This window comes from Cellulophaga sp. Hel_I_12, assembly GCF_000799565.1.
Taxonomy (GTDB): Bacteria; Bacteroidota; Bacteroidia; order Flavobacteriales; family Flavobacteriaceae; genus Cellulophaga.
Genome location: NZ_JUHB01000001.1, coordinates 323,670 through 349,969, shown reverse-complemented (window position 1 = coordinate 349,969; position 26,300 = coordinate 323,670). Strand labels below are relative to the sequence as shown.

The following is a 26,300-nucleotide window of genomic DNA, read 5'->3' as shown; positions in this document are numbered from 1 at the left end:
AAGCGTATTTACTAAGGGTTTAATGCTTCAAAAGAAACCGGTAATTCAAACACTTCTAAATCAAAATAATCCAAAGAAGCTAAGAGATGATCGAAAATATCTGCCATCACATATTCGTAATTTTCCCACCGTTTATCAGCACTAAACGCGTAAATTTCTAATGGAATTCCCTGTGGTGTAGGACTCAACTGTCGTGTCATCAAGGTCATTTTTTTATTAATCGCAGAATGATTTTCTAAGTAGGTTTCTATATACTTTCTAAATACGCCAATATTGGTAAGGTTTCTACCGTTTATAGTCACCTCTTTATTAATTTCATGCTGTTCATTGTACTTATTTATTTGCTCACTTCGGGTATTTAAATACGATGCAATCAACTGAATTTTCTTTAATTCAACAATGTCTTTTTCGGTTAAAAAACGGATACTTTTTTGACGGATAATCAGGGAACGTTTTATACGTCTTCCCCCAGAATTTTGCATACCACGCCAATTTTTAAAGGAATCAGAAATCATGGCATAGGTCGGTATCGTGGTAATTGTTTTATCAAAATTTTGAACTTTCACCGTAGCTAAATTAATCTCGATAACATCACCGTCTGCGCCATATTTTTCAAAAGTAATCCAATCACCTATACGAACCATGTCATTAATACTCACCTGTATACTGGCAACAAAACCTAAAATAGAATCTTTAAAAATCAATAGAATAACTGCTGAAGCCGCCCCTAGTGCCGTAAAAAACTGCCAAACAGAACTTCCTGATAATATGGCAAAGATGGTTAAAATACCTCCCAACCAGGCAAAAATCATAAGTACTTGAATGTAGCTGTCTAATGGTTTATCTTTTAAGTGCGGGAGTGTTCTCAAATAGTCTTTTATAGCCGATAAAATTCTTTTAACAATAGATAAAACTAAGATGACGGTCAATACATAAAGCAATTTTAGCGCTAAACCCCCAACATATTTAAAATCAAAAAATATTATAGGAGAAAATTCAAATAATACGAATAAGGGAATAATGTGCGCCAAAGCTCGTGGAACGCGATTGGAAACTAAAAAATTATCAAAGTTTGACTTTGTAGTTTTCGCAAGCCTAATACTAAATGAACGTAAAAATTTCCAAATAATCCAATCGAGAATCCAAGCTAAAAGGAGCGCCAAAGTTAATATAATCGCCGAATTTAGTAAGGCAACTACATCCTGGTTTATTCCAATTTTTACTAAATAATCGTATAATAAACGTCCAAAAGTATCATTCATCATCGTGCTTTTTTTCAAAAAACAAAACTACGGCTTGTAGCCGTATTTGTGGGTATAATAATAGAGTTAATTCTGTACTAGAGATGAAAATGTAAAACGAATAATTCTTTCCTAACAAAAAATCACATTCAGTCGCTAATTTTGTGACTACATTCTAATCTTTTCAAATCTATAGGGTAAGCTTAGCCAAAGATGAAAAGAATGAAAGAGCCATATGGATTAATTTACTTGCAACAATCTTTGAATAGCTGTATTTTTGAAAGTCAATACTTGAAGCTTATGTTACAACAACTGTATGATAATTACGGGACAATTTTTGAAAAAGAATTACTAGATGAAATTGTGGCCATTGGTACTTTTAAAGAAGTTCCAGAGGGTTATAAATTAATAGAAATCGGAGAATATATAAAAAGCATGCCCTTATTAATTTCAGGAGCTATTAAAATACTTCGAGAAGATGCTGATGGAGATGAACTACTTTTATATTATTTAGAAAAGGGTGAAACTTGTTCGATGACTTTAACCTGTTGTATCGCCAATTCTAAAAGTGAAATTAGGGCCATTGCGGAGCTTGATACAGTTTTAATTATGATTCCGGTTCAGAAAATGGAAGAATGGACGGCGAAATATAAATCGTGGCGGAATTTTGTATTTGAAAGCTATCACAAAAGAGTAAATGAACTTTTACTGACTGTGGATTCGATTGCCTTTCAGAATATGGATGAACGTTTACTTAATTTTTTAAAAGAAAAATCGCGTATTAACAAAGAAGATACGATTCACAATACCCATCAAGAAATTGCCTACGATCTACACAGTTCTCGGGTAGTTATTTCAAGGCTTTTAAAAAAATTAGAAGAAATGGGCAAAATAAAACTATACCGTAATTTTATAAAAATTATTGATTTATAAAAAATCATCCTATGTAACTTAGGTTACTGTAAAACACTTATAATCGCTCTAAATTTGCAACAATAAACTTAGAGAAAGTTTATTGGTTGGTTGTTTTAATGGAAGTAGTGAGGTGGTTTTTACTACTTCCATTTTTAAAATTTACTCAAATTAAATAGAAAAAAATATGTCGTTTTTAAGTCAATTATTTGGAACAAAAAGTGAAACATTAAAAGCTATAAAAAATTTAAATGTGGCCGAATTTAAAATGGCCATACAAGGTAAAAAAGTACAACTGGTAGATGTGAGAACTTCCTCCGAATTTGGCGCTGGACATATAAAAAATGCGGCAAATATTGATGTTTTTAATAGTGCTGCCTTTGAAAAAAAATTTGAAAAGTATCAAAAAGAAAGTCCTGTTTATGTCTACTGTCGTTCTGGAGCTCGCAGTATGAGTGCCGCCAAAAAGTTAGTTAAAATGGGCTTTACTGAGGTGGTAAATCTAAAAGGTGGTTATTCTGCTTGGAGCTAAATTTGGGTCTTGGGTCTTGGGTCTTGGTAAAGCTGAACAAAAGTAAATTATATAAACAACGTGTTTTTATTTAAAGAGGTCTAGATATATGCAAAATTCAATCATCGTTCAGAATTTAAAATGTGGTGGCTGTGCAAAAACAATAAGCTCAAAAATAACAGCTATTCCGAATATTACTGGGATTAACGTTAACATAGAAACAGCTACGATATCATTTACTTCTGACAGTGCAGAAAGTACTTTAAAGGTCAAAGAAAAACTTAAACAAATAGGCTATCCTGCTATTGACGAAGAAAATTCATTGACATCAAAAGCCAAATCGTTTGTAAGCTGTGCTACTGGTAAAATGTCCTAAGCATAAAAGGGCCTAAAATTCACTTAGCATAAAAATAAAATCTGCTTCAGGTTTAAACACGCTCGTTAAACATAGCAACTAAAATTGTTTCCATGAAAAAAGAGATGCTTCTTGTAATTTTTATAAGCCTAGTGGCCTGTAAAGAGACTGGTAAAAAATCAGATGTTAGTGTGCGACAAATTAATGTCGAAAACACAGAACAACATCGCGGTAAAGAACTCATGGAAACGAACTGTTATAGCTGCCATAACCCCAATGCTAAGGCTAAAAACCGAATTGCTCCTCCTATGATTGCTGTAAAGGAGCATTATACTAAAGAGAATACTACTAAAGAAGCATTCATTAAAGATATCATCGCTTGGACTAAAAAGCCAGGTATAGAAACATCGAAAATGCCCGGTGCAGTTAAGCGTTTTGGACTTATGCCTTACCTTCCCTATCCTGAAGAAGATATAGAACGTATTGCCGATTATATGTTTACCCACGATATTGATGCACCAGAATGGGTTGAAGATCATCAAAAACAAGAACGTAAAAAAGTAAATGCACCCGAGCGTGCCGCAGAAGACATTGGTTTAAGCTATGCTCTTGCTACGAAACAAACCTTAGGCAAAAACTTAATGAGTGCCATTCAAAAAAAAGGCACATTAGGAGCTTTAGAGTTTTGTACTATTCAAGCCTACCCTTTAACAGATAGTATGTCGACAGTTCATAATGCAAAAATTAAACGCGTTAGTGATAAACCAAGAAACCCAAAAAACCAAGCAAATACCGAGGAACTAGGTTACATTGAAAATTTTAAAACTGCAATGAGCAACAAAACGGCCGTAGAAGCTATTACCAAAAAACAGGGTTCTACCGTTAGTTTTTACTATCCCATAACTACAAATGCGATGTGTTTACAATGTCATGGAACCGAAAAAGAAGTTTCTCCCGAAACGTATAAAGCCATAAAAAATTTGTATCCGAATGATAAAGCGCTTGGCTATGCGGAAAATGAAGTGAGAGGTATTTGGAGTATTCAGTTTAATGTAGAAAATTAATTCTATTTCACCAAGGTATTGCACTTTTAGCCTATTTTAGAAGGCCAGTATTTTTCAATATTTAGGTTCAAAGAATAAACCGATCCGAAAATGAAGCCCATCCTTTACAAGTTTCATTTTATGAACAACCTTGAATACATCAATCGAATAACCAAAGCGCAGAACAAAAACAAGCCCCTTATAGCACAAGAAAGGGAATATGTTGGTCGAGGAGTTTGTGTTTTATGTAGGCTTTAAAATTTAAGCGATAAAGAGTCTTCAAAAATGCTAAAAGAAAAATTCATACAACTTATCAGCAGCTATTCAAAAGATGAAAGGTATAATTTATACTGCTGGAAAGAAATTGAGGAAAAATATTCCTCCAAATCACGTTACTATCATAATTTAGAGCATTTAGAAAATATGCTGAAGGAGTTAGACGAGGTAAAAACACAAATTTTGAATTTAGATAGCCTCATCTTTGCGGTTTATTACCACGACATCATTTATACCGCCACTAAAAGTGATAACGAAGTACAAAGTTCATTACTCTTTCAAAAAAGAATAACAAAAACCTCCTTTTCATATATCCAAGAATGCAGGCGTGCCATTGAAGCCACCAAAGAACATAAATTTTCTGAGGATCATGATACCAATTTACTTTTAGATTGTGATCTTTCTATTTTAGGAAAAAGCAATATCGAATACACACAATACGCAAAAAATATACGCAAGGAGTATCAAATTTATCCAGATTTTATGTATCGAAAAGGAAGAAAAAAAGTACTGAAAAGCATATTAGCATTAAAATCTATCTACAAAACCGACTTCTTTATTCAAAAATACGAAAAACAAGCAAGAGAAAATTTAGAACTTGAATTAGCTCAATTGACATCCTAACTAGAAGGCCAAAACACCAGCTCAAAAAAAATTACATCTTTTAATGGTAACTAAAGCTTGGTAGCTTAGGTTAACTTTTTAAAATAAAATCTAAAAAAAGTAAAAATTGGGTTTATTTATCGTAATATTGCAATGAACAAATACATACACGATATGGGCTTAGCTAAAACTGAGATATTTACGGAAGAACAAAACAAAATTGCCTTGTTTGCAAAAGTCTTTGGGCATCCAGCTAGAGTAGCTATCCTAGAACATTTATTTAAAATAAATACGTGTATTTGCGGCGATTTAGTCATTGAAATTGGACTTGCACAACCTACGATTTCACAACATTTAAAAGAGCTAAAACATTTAGGACTTATTAGAGGCAATGTGGAAGGAACAAGCGTTTGTTATTGTATTGACCAGGAAAATTGGCTAAAAATGAAAGAAGTCATGCTTCACTTTTTAAACCAAGACATCTCTAAAACTGATTGTTGTTAACATTTATTCTTACACTTCAAAAAAAATTAATTAACATGAACAAAGAACAAGAATTAAAAAATATCGTTAAAGAACGCTACAGTAAAATTGCGGAGCAAGGAAAAGTTGAAAATGCTTCTTCATGCTGCGGTGCCACTACCCCATCGAATAAAGTCTATAATATCATGATGGATGATTATTCTGAAACCAGTGGCTACGTAGCAGATGCTGATTTAGGATTGGGATGTGGATTGCCCACACAATTCGCTCAAATAAAAAAGGGCGATACCGTTGTTGACCTAGGTTCTGGTGCTGGAAACGACTGTTTTGTAGCTCGAAACGAAACAGGGAACGAAGGAAAAGTTATCGGCATAGACTTTACGCCTATCATGATTCAAAAGGCACGTATCAACGCCGAAAAATTAGGCTTTAACAATGTCGAGTTTCGAGAAGGAGATATTGATGCCATGCCTTTAAGTGATGCAATAGCTGACGTAATCGTGAGTAATTGTGTTTTGAATTTAGTTCCAAACAAAGAAAAAGTTTTCAAAGATATATATAGAGTATTAAAGCCAGGAGGTCATTTTAGTATTTCTGATATTGTTCTTGTGGGCGAATTACCAGCATCTTTATTAAAAGATGCCGAAATGTATGCAGGTTGCGTTGCAGGTGCCATACAAAAGAGCCAATACCTTAAATTAATTGAAAACAATGGATTTAAGGCTGTTAAAATTCAAAAAGAAAAAACGATTGTGATTCCGGATGATATTCTAGAAAAATACCTTTCAAAAAATGAAATACAAGCCTTTAAGGAGAGTAAAACAGGGATTTTCAGTATCACCGTGTATGCAGAAAAAGAAGGAATACCTCAAGAAAAGCTAAACTAATCCTATCAGAAGTGCAAACTTCAAATGCTTGCGATCCTTCGACTAACTGTTGTTAAAACACATCGAGTCCATAGGCTACTTAATGTATTTTGCTATAAAAAATAAAAAACCGCCAATCTTGGCGGTTTTAAGTATTGTGATAAAAAATAAAGGACAAAAGTGTGTCTAAAAAACTAAGCAATATTTAAAGAGATGACCAAAAGAAATTCTTTAGTCTAGTAAAGTCATCAATGTGCAGCACTCGAATTATCATTTTTTTTAGATTTCACAAATCCATGTATATTCTGGTGTAGAAAATCTTTGGGAAAAGCATCATCTCCCTCAAACCCCAATTGAATGGTGCCACTTTCTTCTGGAATATAATTGGTTTTAAATATATAATCCCAAAGGCTTAAGCTAATACCAAAATTTACACCATATGTTCCTTTTGGTAACTCGTGTGCATGATGGTATAAATGCATCACAGGATTGTTTAAAAGATATTTAAAAGGACCATAGGTAATTTTAATGTTTGAATGATTAAAGTGACCAATAGTAATGGCTATAAAATGAACAATATAAGCTTGTTCCGGTTCAAAACCACCCAATAGCATAACCGCAAGGGTCTTTAAAGGTTTATACAATATGTTTTCCATCCAATGATACCGTAGATGCGCTGCAAAACCCATCTCTTTCACGCTGTGATGTACTTTGTGAAATTCCCATAAAAATGGATACTTATGTAATAAAATATGGGTAAACCATTGCACAAAATCTAACAACACAAAAAACACGAGTAATTGTCCCCACATGGGCCACGTTGAAAAATCGATTAGTGCGAAACTGCTAGCAGCTACTCCCAGTTCAGAAAATACTTTCGCTAAAAGTTTATAAAAACCACTGATAACAATAGCGAATAGAAAAAAATTAAAAAACATATAAAAAGCATCGAGCCAAAAATCTTTACGGAAAACAGATTGATTTTTTCTCCAAGGAAATAGCATTTCTAATCCCCAAACAAGCAATGAAATTAAAATTAAACCCCAAAAATAGTTGGTATACCAAGGCACTTCAAAAATAATAGATTTCCAAGTCCAATTGAACGTGCCAACAATAGCATTGATAATAATTTGTATGTATTCGTTCATTAATTTTAAAATTTACTTATAAATTCAAATCTTTTTATACAAAACAGCTTTAACTTTAATTAAAGAAGCAAAAGTCACAACCTGTACTCTGAGGGCTTAAAGCGCCAATAGTGTTTAGAATATATCCTTTGAATCAAAAATTTAAACTCATTTGATTTGCAACACATAATAAGCTGCTAAATTTACGCAACTTTCTAATTGATTTAGAACATAAATATCATTCATAACCGTATCTATTTACTAAATATGGCTGTCGAAGTCACCTAAATTCTAAACCTTCTGTATTTCTTTCATGGTTAAAACCCATTTTCTAGAAATAGCAGTTTATACCTTGTTTTCAAAAAATATCATGGCGAAAAACTATAGAAATCATATTTTCAATACTGCCAATACCCTATTTTTCCGTTGCTAGCTCAAAGCGTAAATTGCTGACCTGATTCATAGTCGGTTTATTTGTGTATTCATTACACATCACTAGTTAAAATCGGCCTATTTTTTCCACTACGATGCCACCAGAAAATGCTGCTCGTTTTTGCTATGGAATAAAAAGCGTCAAAGTTTTCAGAACTACGTGTTTTATTACATTATTTCATAAGAATTCCTAACTCCTGGCATAAAGCTTTTAGTTGATTTACATCAGCTTGTTTTTTAAAACTAGGAATATCACGACTTTTACCATTCTGAAGCACCAATGAAAATTGCTTGCGCCCTAGAATAGAGCGTTGTTTTACATATTTTATTTGATGCAATGGAATTAATACTGCAACCGATTTTCTAAAGGTAAAATAGTATAAAAAAACTAGTGCTGTAACCAGCATAAATATCCAAAATAGTTCAATAAAACCAACTCCTGATTTGTACGTACCAGCCAGATTTAAAATTCCAGTTAATGCATTTAAACCTAATACAATTTTTAAAGCAAAATAATGCGTTTTTATATCGTCTTTAATTTCAATTGTTTGATCAGCTTTGTTATATTCTATTTGCATTCATTCAAATTTTAATAATGAATTCATCTCTATATAAATCAGTTGTTTTAGGCGTATATCATCGCTTAAAATCATGAGTAATTTAGCATCTAAACGCTTGGCTTCCTAATATAAAACATCAAGTTAAAGTTCATCATTTTGAAAAAATACACTGCTTTCCCTTAAAACTTTAAATAGATGTTGGTGATTATTCAATTAGAGATAAACCTTTAAAAAAGGTTGGCATTAGACTTTTAGTTTTCAAACATAATTAATAAAAAAGAAATTTTTTTGAAGTGAACATATATAGTCCTTCCATGTATTCTAGAACCCTTGATAACGATAGTACGCTCAGAAATTAAATACATCAACTTTTACTTTTTTAATGGCCACACCATTTTTAAAAATGGAGTTCATTAGCTAAACCTACGATCGGGGTGAAAAGCGCTTATATCCATAGAAGTTTTTTTACCATCGATAATTTCGGCCACTAGCTTGCCTGTAGCCGGGCCCAAGCTCCAACCCATCATAGCGTGCCCTGTTGCAAAAGTTAGATTGTCATAGGCACTCGATTTTCCAATATAGGGCAATCCATCAGGAGAAACGGGCCGTAATCCTGTTTTAGCAGCATTGCGCTCTTCTTGGGTAATTTCAAATTCAGGATAAAACTTTTTTGCACCATTGGCGATAGAATGTACGCGCTCTTTCCTTACGATGGTATTAATTCCTGAGAACTCCATTGTTCCAGCAAAACGCGTAAAACCTTGCATGGGGGTTACGGCCATACTACTTTCCATCAAAATGGCAGGAATTGTTATTCCTGTTGGGCGTTCTACATTGATACTATAGCCCTTTCCGGCTTGTAAGGCAATATTCAATTTTAATTTTTTTGCAAGTTCTCCACTCCAAGAACCAGCAGCCAAAACCACTTCATCAGCCTCATAGTAAGCTTTTGAAGTTGTTAATCCTATAATTTTTCGATTTGAAATTTTAATATCAAGCACCTCTTCACTTGTTTTTAGTTGGGTGCCGACCGATGTTAAATACTGGAGTAATTTAGGCATCAGTTCTGTGGGGGTGGTATGTCCGTCACATTCATAATGAATAGCACCTTCAGCATTGATTTTAATATTAGGCTCCAGTTTGGCGATCTCTGCTTTATTTAACTCTTTTACTTCTAAACCTAAAAATTCAGCTCGTTTCGCTACTTGTATTTCATGATCGTAAGATTTCTGAGTTTGATACAACATCATTAAGCCCTTCTTTGCCAATTGAAAATCACCTAAGTCACCAGAAGATTTAATCCCCCTAAACAATTCAAAACTTAAAAGGTTGATGTCTTTAATGAGCGGTATAGCCTTTTCAACTTTAGCATGGGTAGAAGATTTATGAAAATACCATGACCATTTAAAAAAGTCGATATCCCAGCGCGGTTTCATGTAAAACGGACTCGAAGAATTAAACATCCATTGAATACCTTGTTTAATTTTACCTGGTGAAGCCATGGGAATAATGTGACTCGGCGTAATGTACCCCGCATTCACAAAAGAAGCTCCTGTGGTGATAGCTGACTTATCTAGTACCGTTACTTGATGACCTTCTTTCTGTAAAAAATAAGCAGCACTTAGGCCTACAATACCACCACCAATAATAACTATATTTTTTGCCATTTTAAATCACTTGAAATCCATGTGCATAAGGGTCATCATCATCAATACAAATAGTGTTGTACCCATATATTTTTGCCCAGCCTTGAATACTTGGTATAATAGCCAGTTGTCCAGCTAATATAGTTTCTTTTTCAACGCGCCCAATAAATTGAGACCCAATAAAACTTTCATGAATAAAATCAGCTCCTAAAGCTAAATTTCCTTTAGCATACCATTGGGCCATACGTGCCGACGTCCCTGTACCACAAGGCGAACGATCTATAGCTTTATCCCCATAAAATACCGCATTACGCGCTGTTGCCATTGGTGAAATGGTAGTACCAGTCCATAGAATATGGCTTACATCACGAATAGTTTCATCTTCTGGATGAATAAATGTATGGGGATATTTTTGATTAATTTTTGTACGAATTTCTTGGCTAAACTGAATGAGTTGCCCAGCCGAAAATTCTTGAATACCCTTAAAATTCTTTTGTGGGTCTATGATGGCATAATAATTACCTCCGTAAGACACATCAAATACTAATTCTCCCAAACCAGCACACTCTATAGTCAACTCTGTCGCTGCTAAGTATGATTTTACATTGGTGAGCCGCACCCAATCTACCTTATTGTGGGTCTGTTGGTAATCTATATGCACCAAACCAGCCGGTGTTTCCATGTGGATTTTACCCGGAGTGTGAGGTGTAATTAAACCTTCTTCAATACCGATGGTGATGGCCCCAATAGTGCCATGTCCGCACATGGGTAAACAACCACTTGTTTCTATAAATAAAATTCCAAATTCGTTCTCTGGATCTGACGGCGGATAAAAAATGCTACCACTCATCATATCATGGCCACGTGGTTCGAACATCAACCCCTTTCGTATCCAATCGTACTCTTTTAAAAAGTGTTGCCGTTTTTCACTCATACTAGCCCCCACTAGATTAGGGCCACCACCGGCAACCACCCGAACAGGATTTCCGCAGGTATGGGCGTCGACACAAAAAAAGGTTTTGCTAGCCATTTTTTACCTTTTTAATATAATCAGTTACGCGTTTCTCTAATATGGCAAGGGTAACTGTGCCTTGTCCTAAAATAATTTCATGAAACTCGCGGATATTAAATTTTTCTACGAGTTCTTTTTCTGCTAATACTCTTAATTCTCGAATTTTAAGCTCCCCAATTTTATACGAAAGGGCTTGGCCAGGCCATGAAATATAGCGATCGGTTTCTGTATTAATTTCATGCAATGAAAGCGCTGTATTTTCGGTCATATAACCCACTACCTGTGGTCGAGACCATCCTTTGGCATGAATACCTGTATCTACCACCAAGCGGCAAGCTCTCCACATTTCGTAGGTAAGTTTCCCAAAATGTTCATAAGGCGTGGTGTACAGTCCCATTTCTTCTGCTAGAAATTCTGAGTATAATCCCCAACCCTCACCATAGGCTGAAAGGTATAAGTTGCGTCTAAATTGAGGAATACTATCGCCTAATTCATTATTTAATGATCCTTGTAAATGATGGCCTGGTACTGCTTCGTGTACGGTAAGCGCAGGCATTGTATACAATGTTCTGCTCGGTAAATTATAGGTGTTTACCCAATAATAGCCAGGATCAGTACTGTTTACAGACGTACCCACATAGCGTCCCGTCGTGTATTTAGGTGCAATGGCCTCTGGTACTGGAGCAACACCGTAGGGTTTTCTGGGTAATTTATTAAAAAATTTAGGCAGCTGTGCATCTGCTCTTTTGGCTATATCACGAGCAATCATCAACAATTCATTCGGCGTTTTCGCATAAAACTGTTCATCTGTTCTTAAAAATTGTAAAAAATCTGCAAAGCTCCCTTCAAAACCTAGGTCAAGAATAATTTTTTCCATTTGGGTTTTTATTCGAGCTACCTCTTTAAGCCCGATTTGGTGAATATCCTCAGCAGAATAACTTTCACTTGTCGTATAAAAATTAATTCGATTTTGGTAATAAGCTGCGCCATTAGGGGTTTCTGAAACACCAAGACTTGTTCTTGTTTTTGGCAAATATTCTGTTTCAAAAAATACTTTGATTCTCTTAAATTCAGGAATTACGTGTTTAGCAATTGCTTCATGTGCAGCAGCTAAAACCGAGTCTTTCTGCCCTTCAGTGAGTTCGTTGGGTAAAGAATTAAAGGGAGAAAAGAAAAAGCTATCTTCCGAATTTTCTACAATATGTGTATCATAGGTAGACTCATATCCCTTAAAAATAACCTTGGGTTGAGAAACGCCTTTTTCCAAACCTTTTCTTAGATTGATAAAATGCTGATCAACAAAGTCTGGTACAGCGTTGAGTTTCTGTAAATACGCCTTAACCTGATCATAATTGGTTAATGGGCGAACGATGTAGTTTAAATTAGAATGAAAGCCAGCATCAGAAAGTAAAGGATTTAAATACTGTTCAAACCTATAGAAGTTGATTTTATCTTGTAAAACAAACTTTAAAAGCTGCGCCGATATCTGTTCGGTATCGCTAAGCTCATCCATTGCTATACAGCCAAAATACTGCATCTGATCTTCGGCATAAGAGGCTTCGGATTTATAATATTCTTCCGTAAACAAGCCTAAAGGATACGCTTTTTTGTCATAGCTTTCACGCTCCTCGTACGACTTTATCAAAGTTTCAAGTGTTGCTGTGGATCCGTCACAAGTTTCTCTGCTAGAGTTTTTACAAGAAATAAAAAGGCCTAACAGGAACCAGCAAATTAAGATATCAAATTTCAAATTCATATTTTATTCCTTGTGTGATTTCCATTGACTAATCTACTAATTTGTAGTGGATTTTCGTTCTGTAATTCTTGTGGTAATAATTCATTAGGCCAATCTTGGAAGGAAAATGGTCGAATCCATCTTTTGATGCTATGAACCCCTACCGCCGTAAATCGACTATCAGTAGAGGCAGGATAAGGCCCACCGTGTTGCATGGACGGGCAAACTTCAACACCTGTAGGGACGCCATTAAAAATGATACGCCCTACCCTATTACTCAATGCACTAATAACATCTGTGTAGTCTTTAGCTTCAATAGTATCGGTTAGTATGGTACCCGTTAACTGTCCTTCTAATGTCGCTATAATGAGTTCTAATTCTTTAGCATGATCACATTGTACCACCAATGAATAAGGACCAAAAACCTCATGATGTAGCGTTGTATTTTTTAAAAAAGTAGCACCATCAACGCTTACCACTGCTTGTTTCGCGTAGTTATTGTTTACCGTGGGACTATAATCTGCCACCACTTCAACCCCTGACTGCGAAAATGAAGTTTGCTTGTTTTTTTTGTACGATTCATAAATATTGGGATGCAGCATACAAGTAGGATCTATTTTCACAATTTCTTGGGATAAACGCTGAATAAAACTGCTTAGCATAGCACTTTTTATTCCTAATAGTAAACCTGGGTTGGTACAAAATTGACCAGCTCCAAGCGTAATAGATCCCGCATAGGTCTTTGCCCATTTTTCACTATCTACTTCTAGAGCTCTTGGTAAGATAACTACTGGATTTATACTTCCCATTTCCGCAAAAACTGGGATAGGTTCATCACGCTTAACCGCTTCATCAAACAAAGCCCTACCACCGGTAATACTGCCAGTAAATCCTACGGCTTTTACTTGAGGATGTTGCACTAATTGCACACCAACATCAATACCGCTACTATTCAAATTAGAGAAAACACCGTTTGGCATTCCTGTTTTTTCAGCAGCTTTTATGATGGCAGAAGCTACTAACTCGCCCGTACCAGCATGCATGGGATGACTTTTTACAATCACGGGACAACCAGCCGCCAAAGCGGCAGCCGTATCACCTCCAGCGGTTGAATAGGCTAAAGGAAAATTACTGGCACCAAATACAACTACAGGCCCCAAAGGCAGCATCATTTTACGTAGGTCTGGTTTTGGAGCAGGTTCTCTAAGGGCTTGAGCAGTATCGATTGTAGCCTCTACCCAAGAACCTTCTTCCACTAGGTTTGCAAAAGATCGCAATTGTCCAATAGTCCTAGCTCTTTCTCCATTTGCTCTTGCTTCAGGTAAACCTGATTCTTTGCAATAGGTTTCAATTAACAAATCACCTAAAGCTAAAATTTCATCGGCAATACTATTTAAAAATTCTGCTTTTTTAGATCCTGCTATTTTTTTATAGCTTTCAAAAGCAACGGTAGCTAACAAAACAGCTTCGTTTATTTCTTTAGGTGTGGCCTCATAAAATTGTTCCTTATTTGCTTGGTTTAGTTGTGGATTGAAGGTGGTATAGGTTTTTGAATTTAAGCCAGAGAGGTTATTTCCAATATAATTTTTTCCTGAAATCATTCTTTTAGTTTTTTTAAAAATTAGCAAAGTTGATGGATGAAAAAATAAGTTTCCTGAATGCTTAGCGGATGCACTTTATGGTCTCTATTATTTTTACTTAAGTGCTAGCTAACTTCACGAAAAATTATGTAAAAAACTAGAAAATTAAGTAAAAGTTCATCCTAAACTCAGCACAAAATCTTTACAAAATTGGCAACTTGGGTCTAGTTTTAAGGCCTTCATTAATTATTTTTTGAACACGAATACGCTCTTCACCTTGTAAGGGCAATCTTGGTTCACGCACAAATTCGGTCCCGATTCCTGTCGCTACCTCCGCTAATTTAATATTTTGCACCAATTGTGGGCTTATATCTAATTCTAAAATAGGCATAAACCATCGGTAAATTTCCAAAGCTTCTGCAATTCTACCTGCTTGAACCAATTTGTAAATAGCAACAGTTTCTTTGGGAAATGCACACACCAAACCAGCCACCCAACCATCGGCTCCTGTAATCATGGTTTCTAAGGCTAAGGTATCCACACCACAGAGGATTCGTAAGCGATTACCAAATCTATTTTTAATACGGATGATGTTCGTTACATCTCTTGTAGATTCTTTTACCGCTTGGATATTCTCATGTTTTAGAAGTTCTTCAAACATATCTAAAGTTACCTCAATTTTATAATCTACAGGGTTATTATAAATCATTATGGGTAAATCGGTACTTGAAGCTATTTTCTTGAAATACCTTAGCGTTTCAAAATCGGTAGCTTTATACCGCATGGGTGGCAACATCATTATCCCATGAGCACCATACTTCTCTGCTTTATGTGCGGCATCAATAGCGCTAGTCGTTGTTTGTTCCGCAATATTTATAATGACCGGAACTTTACCATCAACCATGCGAACGGTTTCTTTAATTAAAGTCTTTTTTTCTCCATCGGTTAAGGTACTTGCTTCCCCAAGCGTTCCTCCCAAAATAATTCCGTTTACTCCCGCCTGTAACTGTGCTTCTATATTTACATTAAACATGTTCATGTCTAATGTATCGTCTTTTGTGAACTTAGTTGTGACAGCTGGCAGAACGCCTTCCCAGTTTATTTTCATCAATACTTATTTTTATAAGCCAAATATAAGCTGTTATCAAAATTTGTTATGCTTCTATTTTAACCAGATATATGCATATATTACCTTATTTTTAGGATATTTACCAGTTTTAAAGTTAATCTGCGTCATATAAATACATTTATGGTTAAAGCTCGACCGTTTAAAATAGCCAAAAAAACACATGAAAGTATCACTGTTCAGGTAGATAAAACATCCGAATTTTACAGCAAATTGCATCAGCATGAAGAAATACAAATCAGCTATATTAAAAAAGGAAAAGGAAAGTTAATTATTGCAGATAGTGCACATTCTTTTAAAGAAGGAGCCCTATTTTGTATCGGAAGTAATCACCCACATGTATTTAAAAGTTCCGAAAATAGTTCTGGGATCCATATGATTTCACTCTTTTTTACCCGAAAGTCGTTCGAAGATTGCTATGCGAGTATTCCTGAATTAGCGCCATTAAAACAGTTTTTTTCTAAGACCGAGCTAAATTTTAAGGTCATTACAAACACAAGACCGTTATATGAATTAATAGAGGCTATGGTTAGGTCAGATAAGCTATCCCGGTTGATACAGTTCTTCCAAATTATTCAACTCATTTTAAATGCCAAAAGCATTCGGTTAAGTGAATTCAAGGCCTTGAAAAAAATTACGGATATAGAAGGAAAACGTATGCAAGTGGTCTTTGACTACGTGATTCAGAATTTTCAAAATCAAATTGGTTTAAATGATGTAGCTGACCTTATCTATATGACTCCCAATGCCTTTTGTCGCTTTTTTAAACAGCGAACCAATAAAACTTTCTTTCAGTTTTTAATTCAATTTAGAATTGAGCATGCCTGTCAACTACTTGAAAACACTACCGATAATACGATAGAAAATATAGCCATGGCTTCGGGCTTCAATTCAGTTTCAAATTTTAATCGACAGTTTAAAACATTAAAAAGCAAATCACCCTCAAGATATGCCAAAAACTAAAAGACACATTTTAGAATTTTTAGTTTGAAAGTACTTAGTTTTAACTATTTTTGAAAATACAAATTATAATTAAAACAGAAATGAAAAAAATAGTACTATTTGCATCATTACTAGCTATGGCTTGTAATTCTTCTCAAAAAACAGTCAGTGAGGCTACGTCGGACACAAAAATGGAAATCGTTGATCCTTCGGCATATGCAGAGACCATTACAGAAGCTGAACTTAAAGAACACCTTTATATATATGCTTCTGATGAATTTGAAGGAAGAGAAACTGGTGAGCCTGGTCAGAAAAAAGCAGTAGAATACCTAGCGAATGAATATAAAAAATTAGGCATTGCAGCAGCCAAAGCCGATGGTGACTACATTCAAAAAGTACCCTTAAAATTAAGTAAATTACCTAAAGGTGGTATTTTGGTGGATGGCAAATCTTTTGAAAATGGTGAAGGTCTTTTAACTTTTTCTGCCGCAGAAGGTAGCTATAACGAGCTTGTATATGCCGCTTATGGTATCGAAGACGAAAACTATTCAGATTATAAAAATATAGATGTAAAAGGCAAATTAGTTTTAATCAAAGCCGGGGAGCCAATGAATTCTGACGGTACCTATATGATTTCTGGAAGTGACGAGAAATCTGTTTGGAGTAACATGTCCGAATCTGTAGGAAAACGTTTTGAAGCGGCGAAAAACAACGGTGCAAAAGGCGTATTGTACTACGATGAAAATAATTTTGGTCGGTATAAGAATCGTTTTGATTATATGCAAAAAAACGACAGCGGTAGAATGGGTCTAAAAGTAGAGGATCCAAATGCTTTTTTTAACTTTTTTATCAATGCGGATTTTGCAAAAAACCTTTTACCAACAATAGCTGACGAAAACACCAGTAAAACCATCTCGAAAAAAATTGAATTGTCGGTTAAAAGCACAGATGAGGATGTAGATTCTGAAAACGTAGTTGCTTTTATTAAAGGTACCGAAAAACCTAATGAATATTTAGTATTTTCCTCGCATTTAGATCATATTGGGATTAGTGCCGATGGTGAAATAAACAATGGAGCTGATGATGATGGTTCAGGTACAGTAGCATTATTAGAAATAGCAAAAGCCTTTAAAAAAGCGGCAGATGCTGGTCATGGTCCAAAGAGATCTGTTGTTTTTTTACATGTAACCGGAGAAGAAAAAGGCCTATTAGGTTCTCAATACTATACGGATATTGATCCTATTTTTCCTTTGAATGAAACTGTAGCGGATTTAAATATAGATATGATTGGCCGCATTGACCCGAAAAGAGAAGGTGATCGTAATTATATCTATTTAATTGGTTCTGATAAGCTAAGTACAGATTTACACACAATTTCAGAAGAAGTAAATAAAAAGTACATGAATGTTGAGTTAGATTATACGTATAACGACGAGAATGATCCTAACAGATTTTACTACAGAAGTGACCATTACAATTTTGTAAAAAATAATATTCCAATTATCTTTTATTTTAATGGTACCCATGATGATTATCATAAACCAGGAGATACACCTGATAAAATAAATTATGATTTATTAGAAAACAGAACCCGATTGGTGTTTTACACAGGTTGGGAGGTTGCCAATAGAGCTGACCGCTTAGTGGTGGACAAAGCCAGTAAATAATAAAAAGTAGATTAAAAAAAAGCCTTATCCATAAAAGATAAGGCTTTTTTATTGGATACAGGTGTGGGTTATAAACTTCATATAAAAAGCAGTAACTTTAAAAACACCACTTAGATAAAACGTATACCTGTAGAATGGCTTTACTTAAACTCCGCCTTGTAAGGGCGTATCAGCCCTCTACCTATACGTATAAAACAAAAAAGTCCCATCACTTAAGACGGGACTTTTAAAAACTTATAGGGTGGAAGACCGGGTTCGAACCGGCGACCCTCGGTACCACAAACCGATGCTCTAACCAGCTGAGCTACAACCACCATTTGTAAGCGGCTGCAAAGTTAATTTTTTAGTTCCTATCTTCAAAATAAATTACCTGCTATTTTTAAAATTTACTATAAATTTTAAAAATGTATTGAAAGCCGTAAACAAAATCTTTAAAAACCATAAATTCTGACAGAATTATTTTACATCAGATGTACTTTAAATTATATTTAGCCGTTAAAATACTTATATTCACCGTTTAAGTACATCATATTACTAATTTAAAAAAAATTCACAAGTATAGGAAATACGATTTAAAGACTTTAAAAAAATTAAAAAACACCAGTTCTAGCTTCATGAAACCAAATTATACCATTTTAAAGCCCTTTGCGAAAAAGGTGCTTCTTATTTTGTTCTTTTTATGGCTAAGTCCTGGTAAGGCTCAGTCAAATTCATTAGATAGCCTAAAACTAGAGTTAGCATATATTGAAAATACTAAATCATTCAATAAAAACAACGTAGATTATGTAAGATTACATAATACGATTTCTGACTTGTATTTTTTTAGAAATTTAGACAGTGTAAGGCACTATTCCAAAATAGCCTATGATATTGCTAAAAAAAATAATTTTATCAATGAAGAAATAATCGCCTTACTTAATCTTAGTCATTACTATTTCAATGTAGGAAAGAACACCGAATCTCTTCGACTCTTAAATGAAAGTTTGCAATTAGCAAAGGATCATAATAACCGGAATGAAGGAGCCATCCTAAATAAGCTCGGATATTACCATTTCGACTTAGGAAATCATTCAGAAGCATTAAAAGCCTATTTATTAGCCACTAAATTAGGAGAAAAAACCTCAGATAAAATACTCCTTTCTGTTGTGAAAGAAAATATTGCTATTTTATACATTGCACAAAACGATTTTCAACAAGCTCTAGATATTTATAAAGAAGTTGTTGCCATTAATAATGAATTAGGCAACGAGCAATATATTGGAGAAACTAAAGCCAATATGGCTGATTTGTATGTTGACTTAAAAGATTTTGAAAATGCAAATTTAAACATAGATTATAGTATTGCTATTTTTGAAAAAAATAAGTCCTATGAATGGCTGTCTTCTTGTTATAAAACAAAAGGAGATATTTATTTAAATCAAGACAATTCAACACTTGCTTTATATTGGTATGGAAAAAGTTTAGAATTGCATGAAAATCTTGACGATGACGTTTATAAAGCCCCACTACTCAATGAAATCGCTAGAGCTCATTTAATTCAAAAAAAATATACAGAAGCTGAAGCCTTTGCCTTATCGTCTTTAGAAATATCACAAAAATTAGGACTATTAGAAAATAGCACCAATTCTTATGACATTTTATATCAAATAAAAAAAGAAGACTTGCAACCCATTTCAGCTTTGGAATATCATGAGAAATACAAACTCTTTTTTGATTCTATTTCTCGAAAGGAAAATTTGACCAGCTTAGGTAATTTAAAAACAAAATTAGAATTTGATAAAAAACAAAAAGATGATGCCATAGCCAATGAAAAAGAATTAGCCAAACAAAATGTGTATACCTATTTGGCTTTATTTACGCTCGTAATTTTTGGATTTATCATTTTTTTACTGAGAAAACAATCGAAAGTTCGGAAAGATTTTAATGCTATTTTGCGCATAAAAAATAAAGCCCTTGAAAAAAGGGAGATTGAATTAAACGAAATAAACAATACCAAAGACAAGCTTTTTTCTATCATAGGACACGATTTACGTGGTCCAATAAATGCGCTTGGCAGTATTTTAAAAATGCTAAAAGAAAAAGAAATAACTGAAGAAGAATTTTCGCAGTTTATTCCCAAAGTTAGTACTGACGTTGATGCCATATCTTTTACACTTAATAATTTATTGTCTTGGGGACGAACGCAAATGACTGGAGCAACTTCGGAACGAATTAAAATAGGTTTGAGTTCAATGATAAACGACACTATTAAATTTCTAGATGAAAGTGCAAAGCATAAAAAAATCAGTATTCAAAATACCGTTTCTGAAGCCTATACAATTTGGGCCGATAAAAACCAAATAGATGTAGTACTTAGAAACCTATTGAGCAATGCCATAAAGTTTACTCCTAAAAATGGCCATATCACTTTTTCTGCCACGGAGGAAGAAGACTTTATACAATTTTCGATACAAGATAATGGTGTTGGAATGGCAGAAGAGTTTAAACAAAAGATTTTTACAGATTCTAATACTTTAGTATCGACTTACGGCACAGCAAATGAGAAAGGTACTGGTCTTGGCTTAGCGCTATGTAAGGAAATGGTCTTGAAAAACGAAGGTGAAATTTGGGTTGAAAGCTCCATAGGAAAAGGCAGTACATTTTATATAAAACTGCCTAAAAAATAGCATAGCCTAAATTAAATCATCTAAAGTATTTATACCTACAAAGCGTTCCGCAGTAAAGCCTTCTGCGTAGGCTACGCCAATAAGTCTTCCTAAATCTTTGGCCCTATAATCAATACTCTCGGTAAAATTTTTACTACTTATTGGAGTTTCAGGCTCCTTACTCTTAGGATCAAAAAATTGAGAAGAGTAGGCTACTATTGCTTCCTTTTTTTTGTCCATAAACCCCGTAACATCCACCACAAAGTCAGGGGTAATATTTTTCCATTGTATATAATGATATACATGTTTTGGTCGCCAAGGGGCTTGCCATGAATCCTCACCATCAAACTTGGTGTCTATTTTAACCAGACCGCTTAAAAAACAAGCATCACTTACTAAGTCACTTCCTTTACCGTGATCAATATGCCTGTCATGTATCGCATTACATAACACAATTTCTGGCCGATACTTACGAAGCATTCTAATTACTGCTAATTGATGCCCTTTATCATTGCTAAAAAAACCATCTGCAAATTCTAAATTTTCTCTAACCACAACACCAAGAATCTTTGCTGCTTTTGCAGCTTCCAGGTCACGTAATTCTGCATTCCCTCTAGTGCCTAATTCTCCACGCGTTAGATCTACTATTCCTACTTTTTTTCCGTTTGCCACTTCTTTAGCTATAGTCGCCCCTGATCCTAATTCTACATCATCTGGGTGTGCACCGAATGCCAATATATCTAATTTCATAATTTAGTGTATGAGTTGGTAAAAAAGTTGATCTGTTTTTAAGGTTTACTTCGCGTACTCTTTAGCTCGTTAAGGCTATTAGGCTTTGCTTTTTTCTATGGCTTGAGAAATATCTTCTATCAAATCTTCAATTTCTTCAATCCCTATAGAAAAGCGAATTAAATGGTCTGAGATACCTTGATGTTCCCTTTCTTCTGGGCTAAGTAATGCGTGTGATGTTTTTGTTGGTAATAATAAGGTACTTTCAACACCCGCAAGGCTCATGGATGATTTTATCAATTGTAATGCTTTTTGAAACCTATAGGCATCAATAGTTTCATTTAATTCAAAGGAAAGCATGCCTCCAAATCCTTTCATTTGAGCTTTGGCCAATTCATGGTCCGGATGACTAGGCAATCCTGGATAATAAACAGCTTGAACATCCTTATTTTTATATAGAAATTCGGCCATTTTTTGAGCATTTTCGTTTTGAGCTTTTACACGAATCCCCATGGTTTTTAAACTACGTTCTAACAACCAAACGGTATAATCACTTAAACTACCTCCAAAATTTTTAGCTAAATGAAAAATACGTTCCATATGTTCTGCTGTGGAAGCTACCGCACCTGCTAAAATATCAGAATGGCCTCCCATATATTTTGTTGCACTGTGAATAACAACATCAATCCCAAAATCAATAGGGTTCTGATTGACTGGACTTGCAAAGGTATTGTCAATCATCGAGACCAAACCATGTTTTTTTGCAATTGTAGCAACTGCCGCTAGATCTGTGATTGTAAGCAAGGGGTTCGATGGTGTTTCAATGTAAATTACTTTGGTGTTTTCCTTGATTTTAGCCTCAAATTGTGCTGGCTCTAAACCTTCGGTAAAAGAATAAGAAATTCCAAATTTTTGAAACTCTTCGGTGACTAAATTGTAGGTACCGCCATACAAGGTTTTTTGCAAAACTATGTGATCACCAGCACTTAAAAACGCCATTAGCGCTGTACTTACAGCCGCCATACCGCTGCCAAATATCATAGCAGATTCAGCATGCTCTAAGGCTGCAATTTTTTTTGACAAGGCTACTTGATTTGGAGTATTAAAATAGCGTGGATAGCGTTTTACTTCAACATCCTCAAACGCATAGGACGTACTCATATATAAGGGAGAGACTGCTCCTTTGTATTCCTTATCCTCTAACTCACCAACATGGGTACAAATAGTATTTAAGCCTGGTTTTTTTATGCTCATGATTTTTATTTTTTATAAATCTGAAGTACTAAAATTACATTATTATTTTTTGGGATTATATATGCGATAGCGCCAAAAGCTAACAGCACCAAGTAGTACAACTCCAAATACCAAGTAATAAATAAATGCTGGTGTTATTACTTGAGCTCCACTGGCATAACTATGCAAGCCGGCTAGGTAAAAGTTTACCCCAAAATACGTCATCATAATACTCGCAAAGGCCACCACGCTCGCAAAATTAAAGATCCATTTACCACGCAAACCTGGCACTAAGCGCATATGTAAAACAAAGGCATATACCATAATTGAAATTAGCGCCCAAGTTTCTTTTGGATCCCAGCCCCAATAACGCCCCCAGCTTTCATTAGCCCATTGCCCTCCTAAAAAGTTCCCGATAGTTAACATCACCAAACCAATGGTAAGCGCTAATTCATTAATAACGGTGAGCTCTTTAATGGTATGTTCAATTTTTGCTTTATTTTTTTGGTTCATTAAAAGCATTAAAATTAGGCAAACAACACCTAAAATCATCCCCACCGTTAATGGCCCATAACTACCTACGATTACAGATACGTGAATCATTAACCAATAACTATCTAATACAGGCTGCAGGTTAGCAATGGCGGGATCTACCCAGTTGCCATGGGCAATCCACAACAACATAGACACGATAAATGAAGTCGCTGCTATGGTAAAATCACTCTTTTTACTAAAGGCTAATCCCATTCCCATAGTGGCCCAAGAAACATACAAAATACTTTCGTAAGCATCACTCCAAGGAGCATTACCCGAAATATACCAGCGTAAAAGTAATCCAGAGGTATGTAGGATAAATAGAACCCAAATTAGTATTTTAAACGTTTTAATACCGATACGTAATGCTTTTCTATCTTTAAATATTTGAAAAATTAAAAAGAAAAACATCATTAAACCTACTAGGGCATAGAATTTATAGAGACGATTAAAAATATCGGCCTTATTGTAAATGACTTCTGCATTTATTCTATTTTCAGAGGGCAAAACTTCAAAACCATGATTTAATTGATTCTTTTTGAAGGCTTTTAATAATTCATCCGCTTGAGAAAAATCATTTGTCTTTATAGCATTTCGTAAAGTCATTACATACAAGGGCAACCCATTATTGATGAAATTACCATATAGAGAATCACTTACCTGAATATTTCCTGAGCGGTATTCAACAGCTGAAATCCATTTATTATTTTCATCATCTAATAGGGGAAATATTTTCAGAATTTCACCACCTAAAGTTCTATTTAAAAGACCTAATCGTAGATAGGTGTCCTTTATATCGGTTTCAAATTTATTTGGATTATTGGTGGAAAAGGCTTTTTCTAAATAAGGTTCAAATTTTGATTGCCCTTCTTTGTCAAAAAAATCGGTGGCTTTAACGTACCGCTGCTCGTTGGGTACGCCTATTATCTTTCGAATACTATCGTTTTTGCCTTTCTTGTCTAAGGCTATAAATTCTATGTTATACCACAAAGCAGGATTTAGCATCATTGAAACCAAAACCTGATCCGAGTTTAAGTCATTATATTTTTCTTTAAAACTTAATTTTCTTAGAAGCTCTGAGGAATAGGTGTTAATAGGCTTCATTCGGCCACCTTCATCTTGAATAACCAATTTTCCAAAGGCCAAAGCATGCTCTTTAGGAACAATAGTAGTTTGTAAAATCGAATCTAATTGAGCCTCATTTGGCTGGGCAGCATGAGCATGACCATCGTCTTCAGTATGTACTTCAGTTGTTTTTGCTGCATGATTATGACCATCATCAGCGCTGTGTGTTTCTTGTGCTTGAATTCCTAAATTTAAACTCAACAGAAGTATAAGTGAAAGTATGCTTTTTTTCTTTTCGTTTAATTTATCTAATGATTTTGCTAAATCTCTAAATCTGGTTTTTCCAAAAAACATAATACCCATAAGACCAATATATAAGAGAAAATAACCAATATAGGTAATCCAAGTTCCATAAAAATCGTGATTTACGGATAAACCTGTACCCTTTTCGTCAGGATCAAAATTGGCTTGAAAAAAACGATAGCCTTTGTGATCTAATACATGGTTCATATAAATATCATAGTCAAATGGCCGTTCATCCTCTACCGTAACTTTACTCATAAAAGAAGAAAATCCTCTTTCAGTGCCTGGATATTTTTCAGCAATAAAATCGTTTAAACGCACATTAAAAGGTAATTCATACACTTTAGACCCGTAGCGAATCGTAAAGTCCAGACCACCTACAGTCACAGGATTAGAGTAATCTGCATTTCCTTGACCACCTAATATTTTTTGCTGTACCGTTTCACCGTTTGAGCTTATTTCGAGTACAATAGCGTCTCTTGTTTTTTCTGTTCTTTCTTCTTCTGGAACTTTTACGATTCCATAAGATCCTCTCATTAGAGGGTCAGGCATTACAAATTGCATTCCTGCCACGTTATACAAAGAACGTAATTGAAGGGTTTGCAGACTATCTTTGGTTAAGATCCCTGTAAATTGATCTGCCATTCGCATAAAATCGCCTTCAAAAGGTGATTTTATTTGATACGTACTATCAGTGGTAACAATATTGATAGCACCTTCCGTAGGTTTATTTAATGAGAACAATACATTATGTATGCTGGATATTTCACCATTTTCAAGGTAATGATCGTGCCGTTCTCCCCCACTCGATTCCACTATTTTTAAATATTGACTGCCTTTTTCATCAGGAATTATATCTTCTTTAGCGCCTTCAATAAATTCAACAAAAGAAATTTTAAAATCTTGTCCATTAAAATCTTGTCGCCATGGCAATGTAGATTTTATGCCTTCAGAAGTAACAATAATTGGATGCTCTAGTGGCTTCCTAAGTTTTTCGCCATCGATCAATCCGTCTACATTCACATTTAAAAAGGTTTTATCAGAATAAAAAACCTTCTCTGATGCACCTTCACGAATAGGCATCATCCCTTCAAAACTAATATAGCGTGTTACAAAAGCACCTACGATTATTAAAATCCAAGACGCATGAAGTAAAAAAACAGGCCATTTACTCCAACTGAATAATTTATACCTAAACATGTTGCCTGCGAAATTTATAACAAAGAAAACCATGATAGCCTCGAACCACCAGGCGTTATAAATATAAATTCGAGCTGTCGCCGTACTATACCAACTTTCGATAAACGTACCGAAGGCCATAGCCGTGGCAAAAACAATAAACAAAAGAGACATTAATCGGGTCGAAAAGAGGTACTTCTTAAGCAGTTCTTTCATTTGGTAATTTTTAAATTTATTTTAATGGTTTTTAAGACTAAACTCGGACTTTAAAAGCAATTCGTGAGTTAAGTACGTATCAACATGCAGCCATTTGCAAAGGCAAAATACTTGAAAAAAAATCCATTTAAATTTTAGTATGCAAAAGTACGGTCTTTTGACAGTATTTAGAAAGTAATATTCAGCAAAAAGCAGCTTTAAGATGTTAATTATTTCTTATTTTTTAAGAAATAGATCTAAAATAATTCTGAACTGATTTTTCGCATAGCTCCAATTAAA

21 protein-coding genes and 1 tRNA gene are annotated in these 26,300 nt (G+C 34.7%); 10 read left to right on the top strand and 12 right to left on the bottom strand.

All coding sequences use genetic code 11. The features are described 5' to 3' along the window. Positions 1–11: 11 nt before the first annotated feature. Positions 12–1,262, bottom strand: coding sequence for a mechanosensitive ion channel family protein (locus GQ45_RS01715; protein WP_047414581.1), 1,251 nt, complete (start codon positions 1,260–1,262; stop codon positions 12–14). Between the two features lie 279 nt (positions 1,263–1,541). Between GQ45_RS01715 and GQ45_RS01710 the strand changes: the two genes are divergently transcribed. The 7 genes from GQ45_RS01710 to GQ45_RS01680 all read left to right on the top strand — a co-directional run bounded on the left by GQ45_RS01710 (position 1,542) and on the right by GQ45_RS01680 (position 6,311). Further along, positions 1,542–2,174: a Crp/Fnr family transcriptional regulator gene (locus GQ45_RS01710; protein ID WP_047419906.1), complete on the top strand. Its 633-nt coding sequence runs from the start codon at positions 1,542–1,544 to the stop codon at positions 2,172–2,174. Between the two features lie 166 nt (positions 2,175–2,340). Continuing rightward, entirely contained in the window at positions 2,341–2,685 is a 345-nt protein-coding gene (locus GQ45_RS01705) for a rhodanese-like domain-containing protein (RefSeq protein WP_047414580.1), read from the top strand. Positions 2,686–2,773: 88 nt separating this feature from the next. Continuing rightward, on the top strand, positions 2,774–3,040 hold the full coding sequence (locus GQ45_RS01700; RefSeq protein ID WP_047414579.1) for a heavy-metal-associated domain-containing protein: 267 nt from the start codon (positions 2,774–2,776) through the stop codon (positions 3,038–3,040). Positions 3,041–3,132: 92 nt separating this feature from the next. After that, the gene (locus tag GQ45_RS01695) at positions 3,133–4,083 is read left to right on the top strand and encodes a DUF3365 domain-containing protein (protein WP_047414577.1); all 951 of its coding nucleotides are present in this window, start codon (positions 3,133–3,135) and stop codon (positions 4,081–4,083) included. A gap of 264 nt (positions 4,084–4,347) precedes the next feature. Beyond that, entirely contained in the window at positions 4,348–4,962 is a 615-nt protein-coding gene (locus GQ45_RS01690) for a hypothetical protein (protein WP_047414576.1), read from the top strand. 153 nt (positions 4,963–5,115) lie between these two features. After that, entirely contained in the window at positions 5,116–5,445 is a 330-nt protein-coding gene (locus tag GQ45_RS01685) for a helix-turn-helix transcriptional regulator (protein ID WP_047414575.1), read from the top strand. Between the two features lie 35 nt (positions 5,446–5,480). Next, positions 5,481–6,311 carry an arsenite methyltransferase gene (locus GQ45_RS01680; RefSeq protein WP_047419905.1) on the top strand — a complete coding sequence of 277 codons (831 nt, stop codon included), beginning with the start codon at positions 5,481–5,483 and terminating at the stop codon, positions 6,309–6,311. Between the two features lie 227 nt (positions 6,312–6,538). On the opposite strand, the gene GQ45_RS01675 is transcribed toward GQ45_RS01680, so the two are convergent. From GQ45_RS01675 to GQ45_RS01645, 7 genes are all read right to left on the bottom strand, one after another. Next, positions 6,539–7,438 carry a sterol desaturase family protein gene (locus GQ45_RS01675; protein ID WP_047414574.1) on the bottom strand — a complete coding sequence of 300 codons (900 nt, stop codon included), beginning with the start codon at positions 7,436–7,438 and terminating at the stop codon, positions 6,539–6,541. 584 nt (positions 7,439–8,022) lie between these two features. Beyond that, positions 8,023–8,427, bottom strand: coding sequence for a hypothetical protein (locus tag GQ45_RS01670; protein WP_047414573.1), 405 nt, complete (start codon positions 8,425–8,427; stop codon positions 8,023–8,025). A 395-nt stretch (positions 8,428–8,822) separates the two neighbouring features. Further along, a complete protein-coding gene (locus GQ45_RS01665) occupies positions 8,823–10,076 on the bottom strand; it encodes an FAD-binding oxidoreductase (protein WP_047414572.1) in 1,254 nt (417 codons plus the stop codon). Position 10,077: 1 nt separating this feature from the next. Next, positions 10,078–11,085: a 4-hydroxyproline epimerase gene (locus tag GQ45_RS01660; protein ID WP_047414571.1), complete on the bottom strand. Its 1,008-nt coding sequence runs from the start codon at positions 11,083–11,085 to the stop codon at positions 10,078–10,080. Beyond that, on the bottom strand, positions 11,078–12,823 hold the full coding sequence (locus GQ45_RS01655; RefSeq protein ID WP_156125325.1) for a DUF885 family protein: 1,746 nt from the start codon (positions 12,821–12,823) through the stop codon (positions 11,078–11,080). The genes GQ45_RS01660 and GQ45_RS01655 overlap by 8 nt, the downstream gene beginning before the upstream one ends. Next, positions 12,820–14,403, bottom strand: a complete 1,584-nt coding sequence (locus tag GQ45_RS01650) for an aldehyde dehydrogenase (NADP(+)) (protein ID WP_047414569.1) — start codon at positions 14,401–14,403, stop codon at positions 12,820–12,822. The genes GQ45_RS01655 and GQ45_RS01650 overlap by 4 nt, the downstream gene beginning before the upstream one ends. A gap of 181 nt (positions 14,404–14,584) precedes the next feature. Next, on the bottom strand, positions 14,585–15,490 hold the full coding sequence (locus GQ45_RS01645; RefSeq protein ID WP_047414567.1) for a dihydrodipicolinate synthase family protein: 906 nt from the start codon (positions 15,488–15,490) through the stop codon (positions 14,585–14,587). A 141-nt stretch (positions 15,491–15,631) separates the two neighbouring features. On the opposite strand from GQ45_RS01645, the gene GQ45_RS01640 reads away from it, so the two are divergent. Beyond that, a complete protein-coding gene (locus GQ45_RS01640; protein WP_047414565.1) occupies positions 15,632–16,471 on the top strand; it encodes an AraC family transcriptional regulator in 840 nt (279 codons plus the stop codon). Between the two features lie 80 nt (positions 16,472–16,551). Continuing rightward, positions 16,552–18,117: a M28 family peptidase gene (locus GQ45_RS01635; protein WP_047414562.1), complete on the top strand. Its 1,566-nt coding sequence runs from the start codon at positions 16,552–16,554 to the stop codon at positions 18,115–18,117. A gap of 239 nt (positions 18,118–18,356) precedes the next feature. Here the strand turns inward: GQ45_RS01635 and GQ45_RS01630 are convergent. Beyond that, positions 18,357–18,432 (bottom strand) — tRNA-His (locus GQ45_RS01630). 299 nt (positions 18,433–18,731) lie between these two features. Here GQ45_RS01630 and GQ45_RS01625 point away from each other — a divergent pair. Continuing rightward, positions 18,732–20,783, top strand: a complete 2,052-nt coding sequence (locus tag GQ45_RS01625) for an ATP-binding protein (RefSeq protein WP_052188096.1) — start codon at positions 18,732–18,734, stop codon at positions 20,781–20,783. Between the two features lie 6 nt (positions 20,784–20,789). Here GQ45_RS01625 and bshB1 read toward each other — a convergent pair whose 3' ends face one another. From bshB1 to ccsA, 3 genes are all read right to left on the bottom strand, one after another. Further along, positions 20,790–21,512 (bottom strand): bacillithiol biosynthesis deacetylase BshB1, encoded by a 723-nt coding sequence (gene bshB1, locus GQ45_RS01620; RefSeq protein WP_047414561.1) that lies wholly within the window; start codon positions 21,510–21,512, stop codon positions 20,790–20,792. A 78-nt stretch (positions 21,513–21,590) separates the two neighbouring features. Next, complete coding sequence (locus GQ45_RS01615; RefSeq protein ID WP_047414559.1) at positions 21,591–22,745, bottom strand: PLP-dependent aspartate aminotransferase family protein; 1,155 nt, start codon at positions 22,743–22,745, stop codon at positions 21,591–21,593. Positions 22,746–22,787: 42 nt separating this feature from the next. Beyond that, entirely contained in the window at positions 22,788–26,021 is a 3,234-nt protein-coding gene (ccsA, locus tag GQ45_RS01610) for a cytochrome c biogenesis protein (protein ID WP_047414557.1), read from the bottom strand. Positions 26,022–26,300 lie beyond the last annotated feature (279 nt).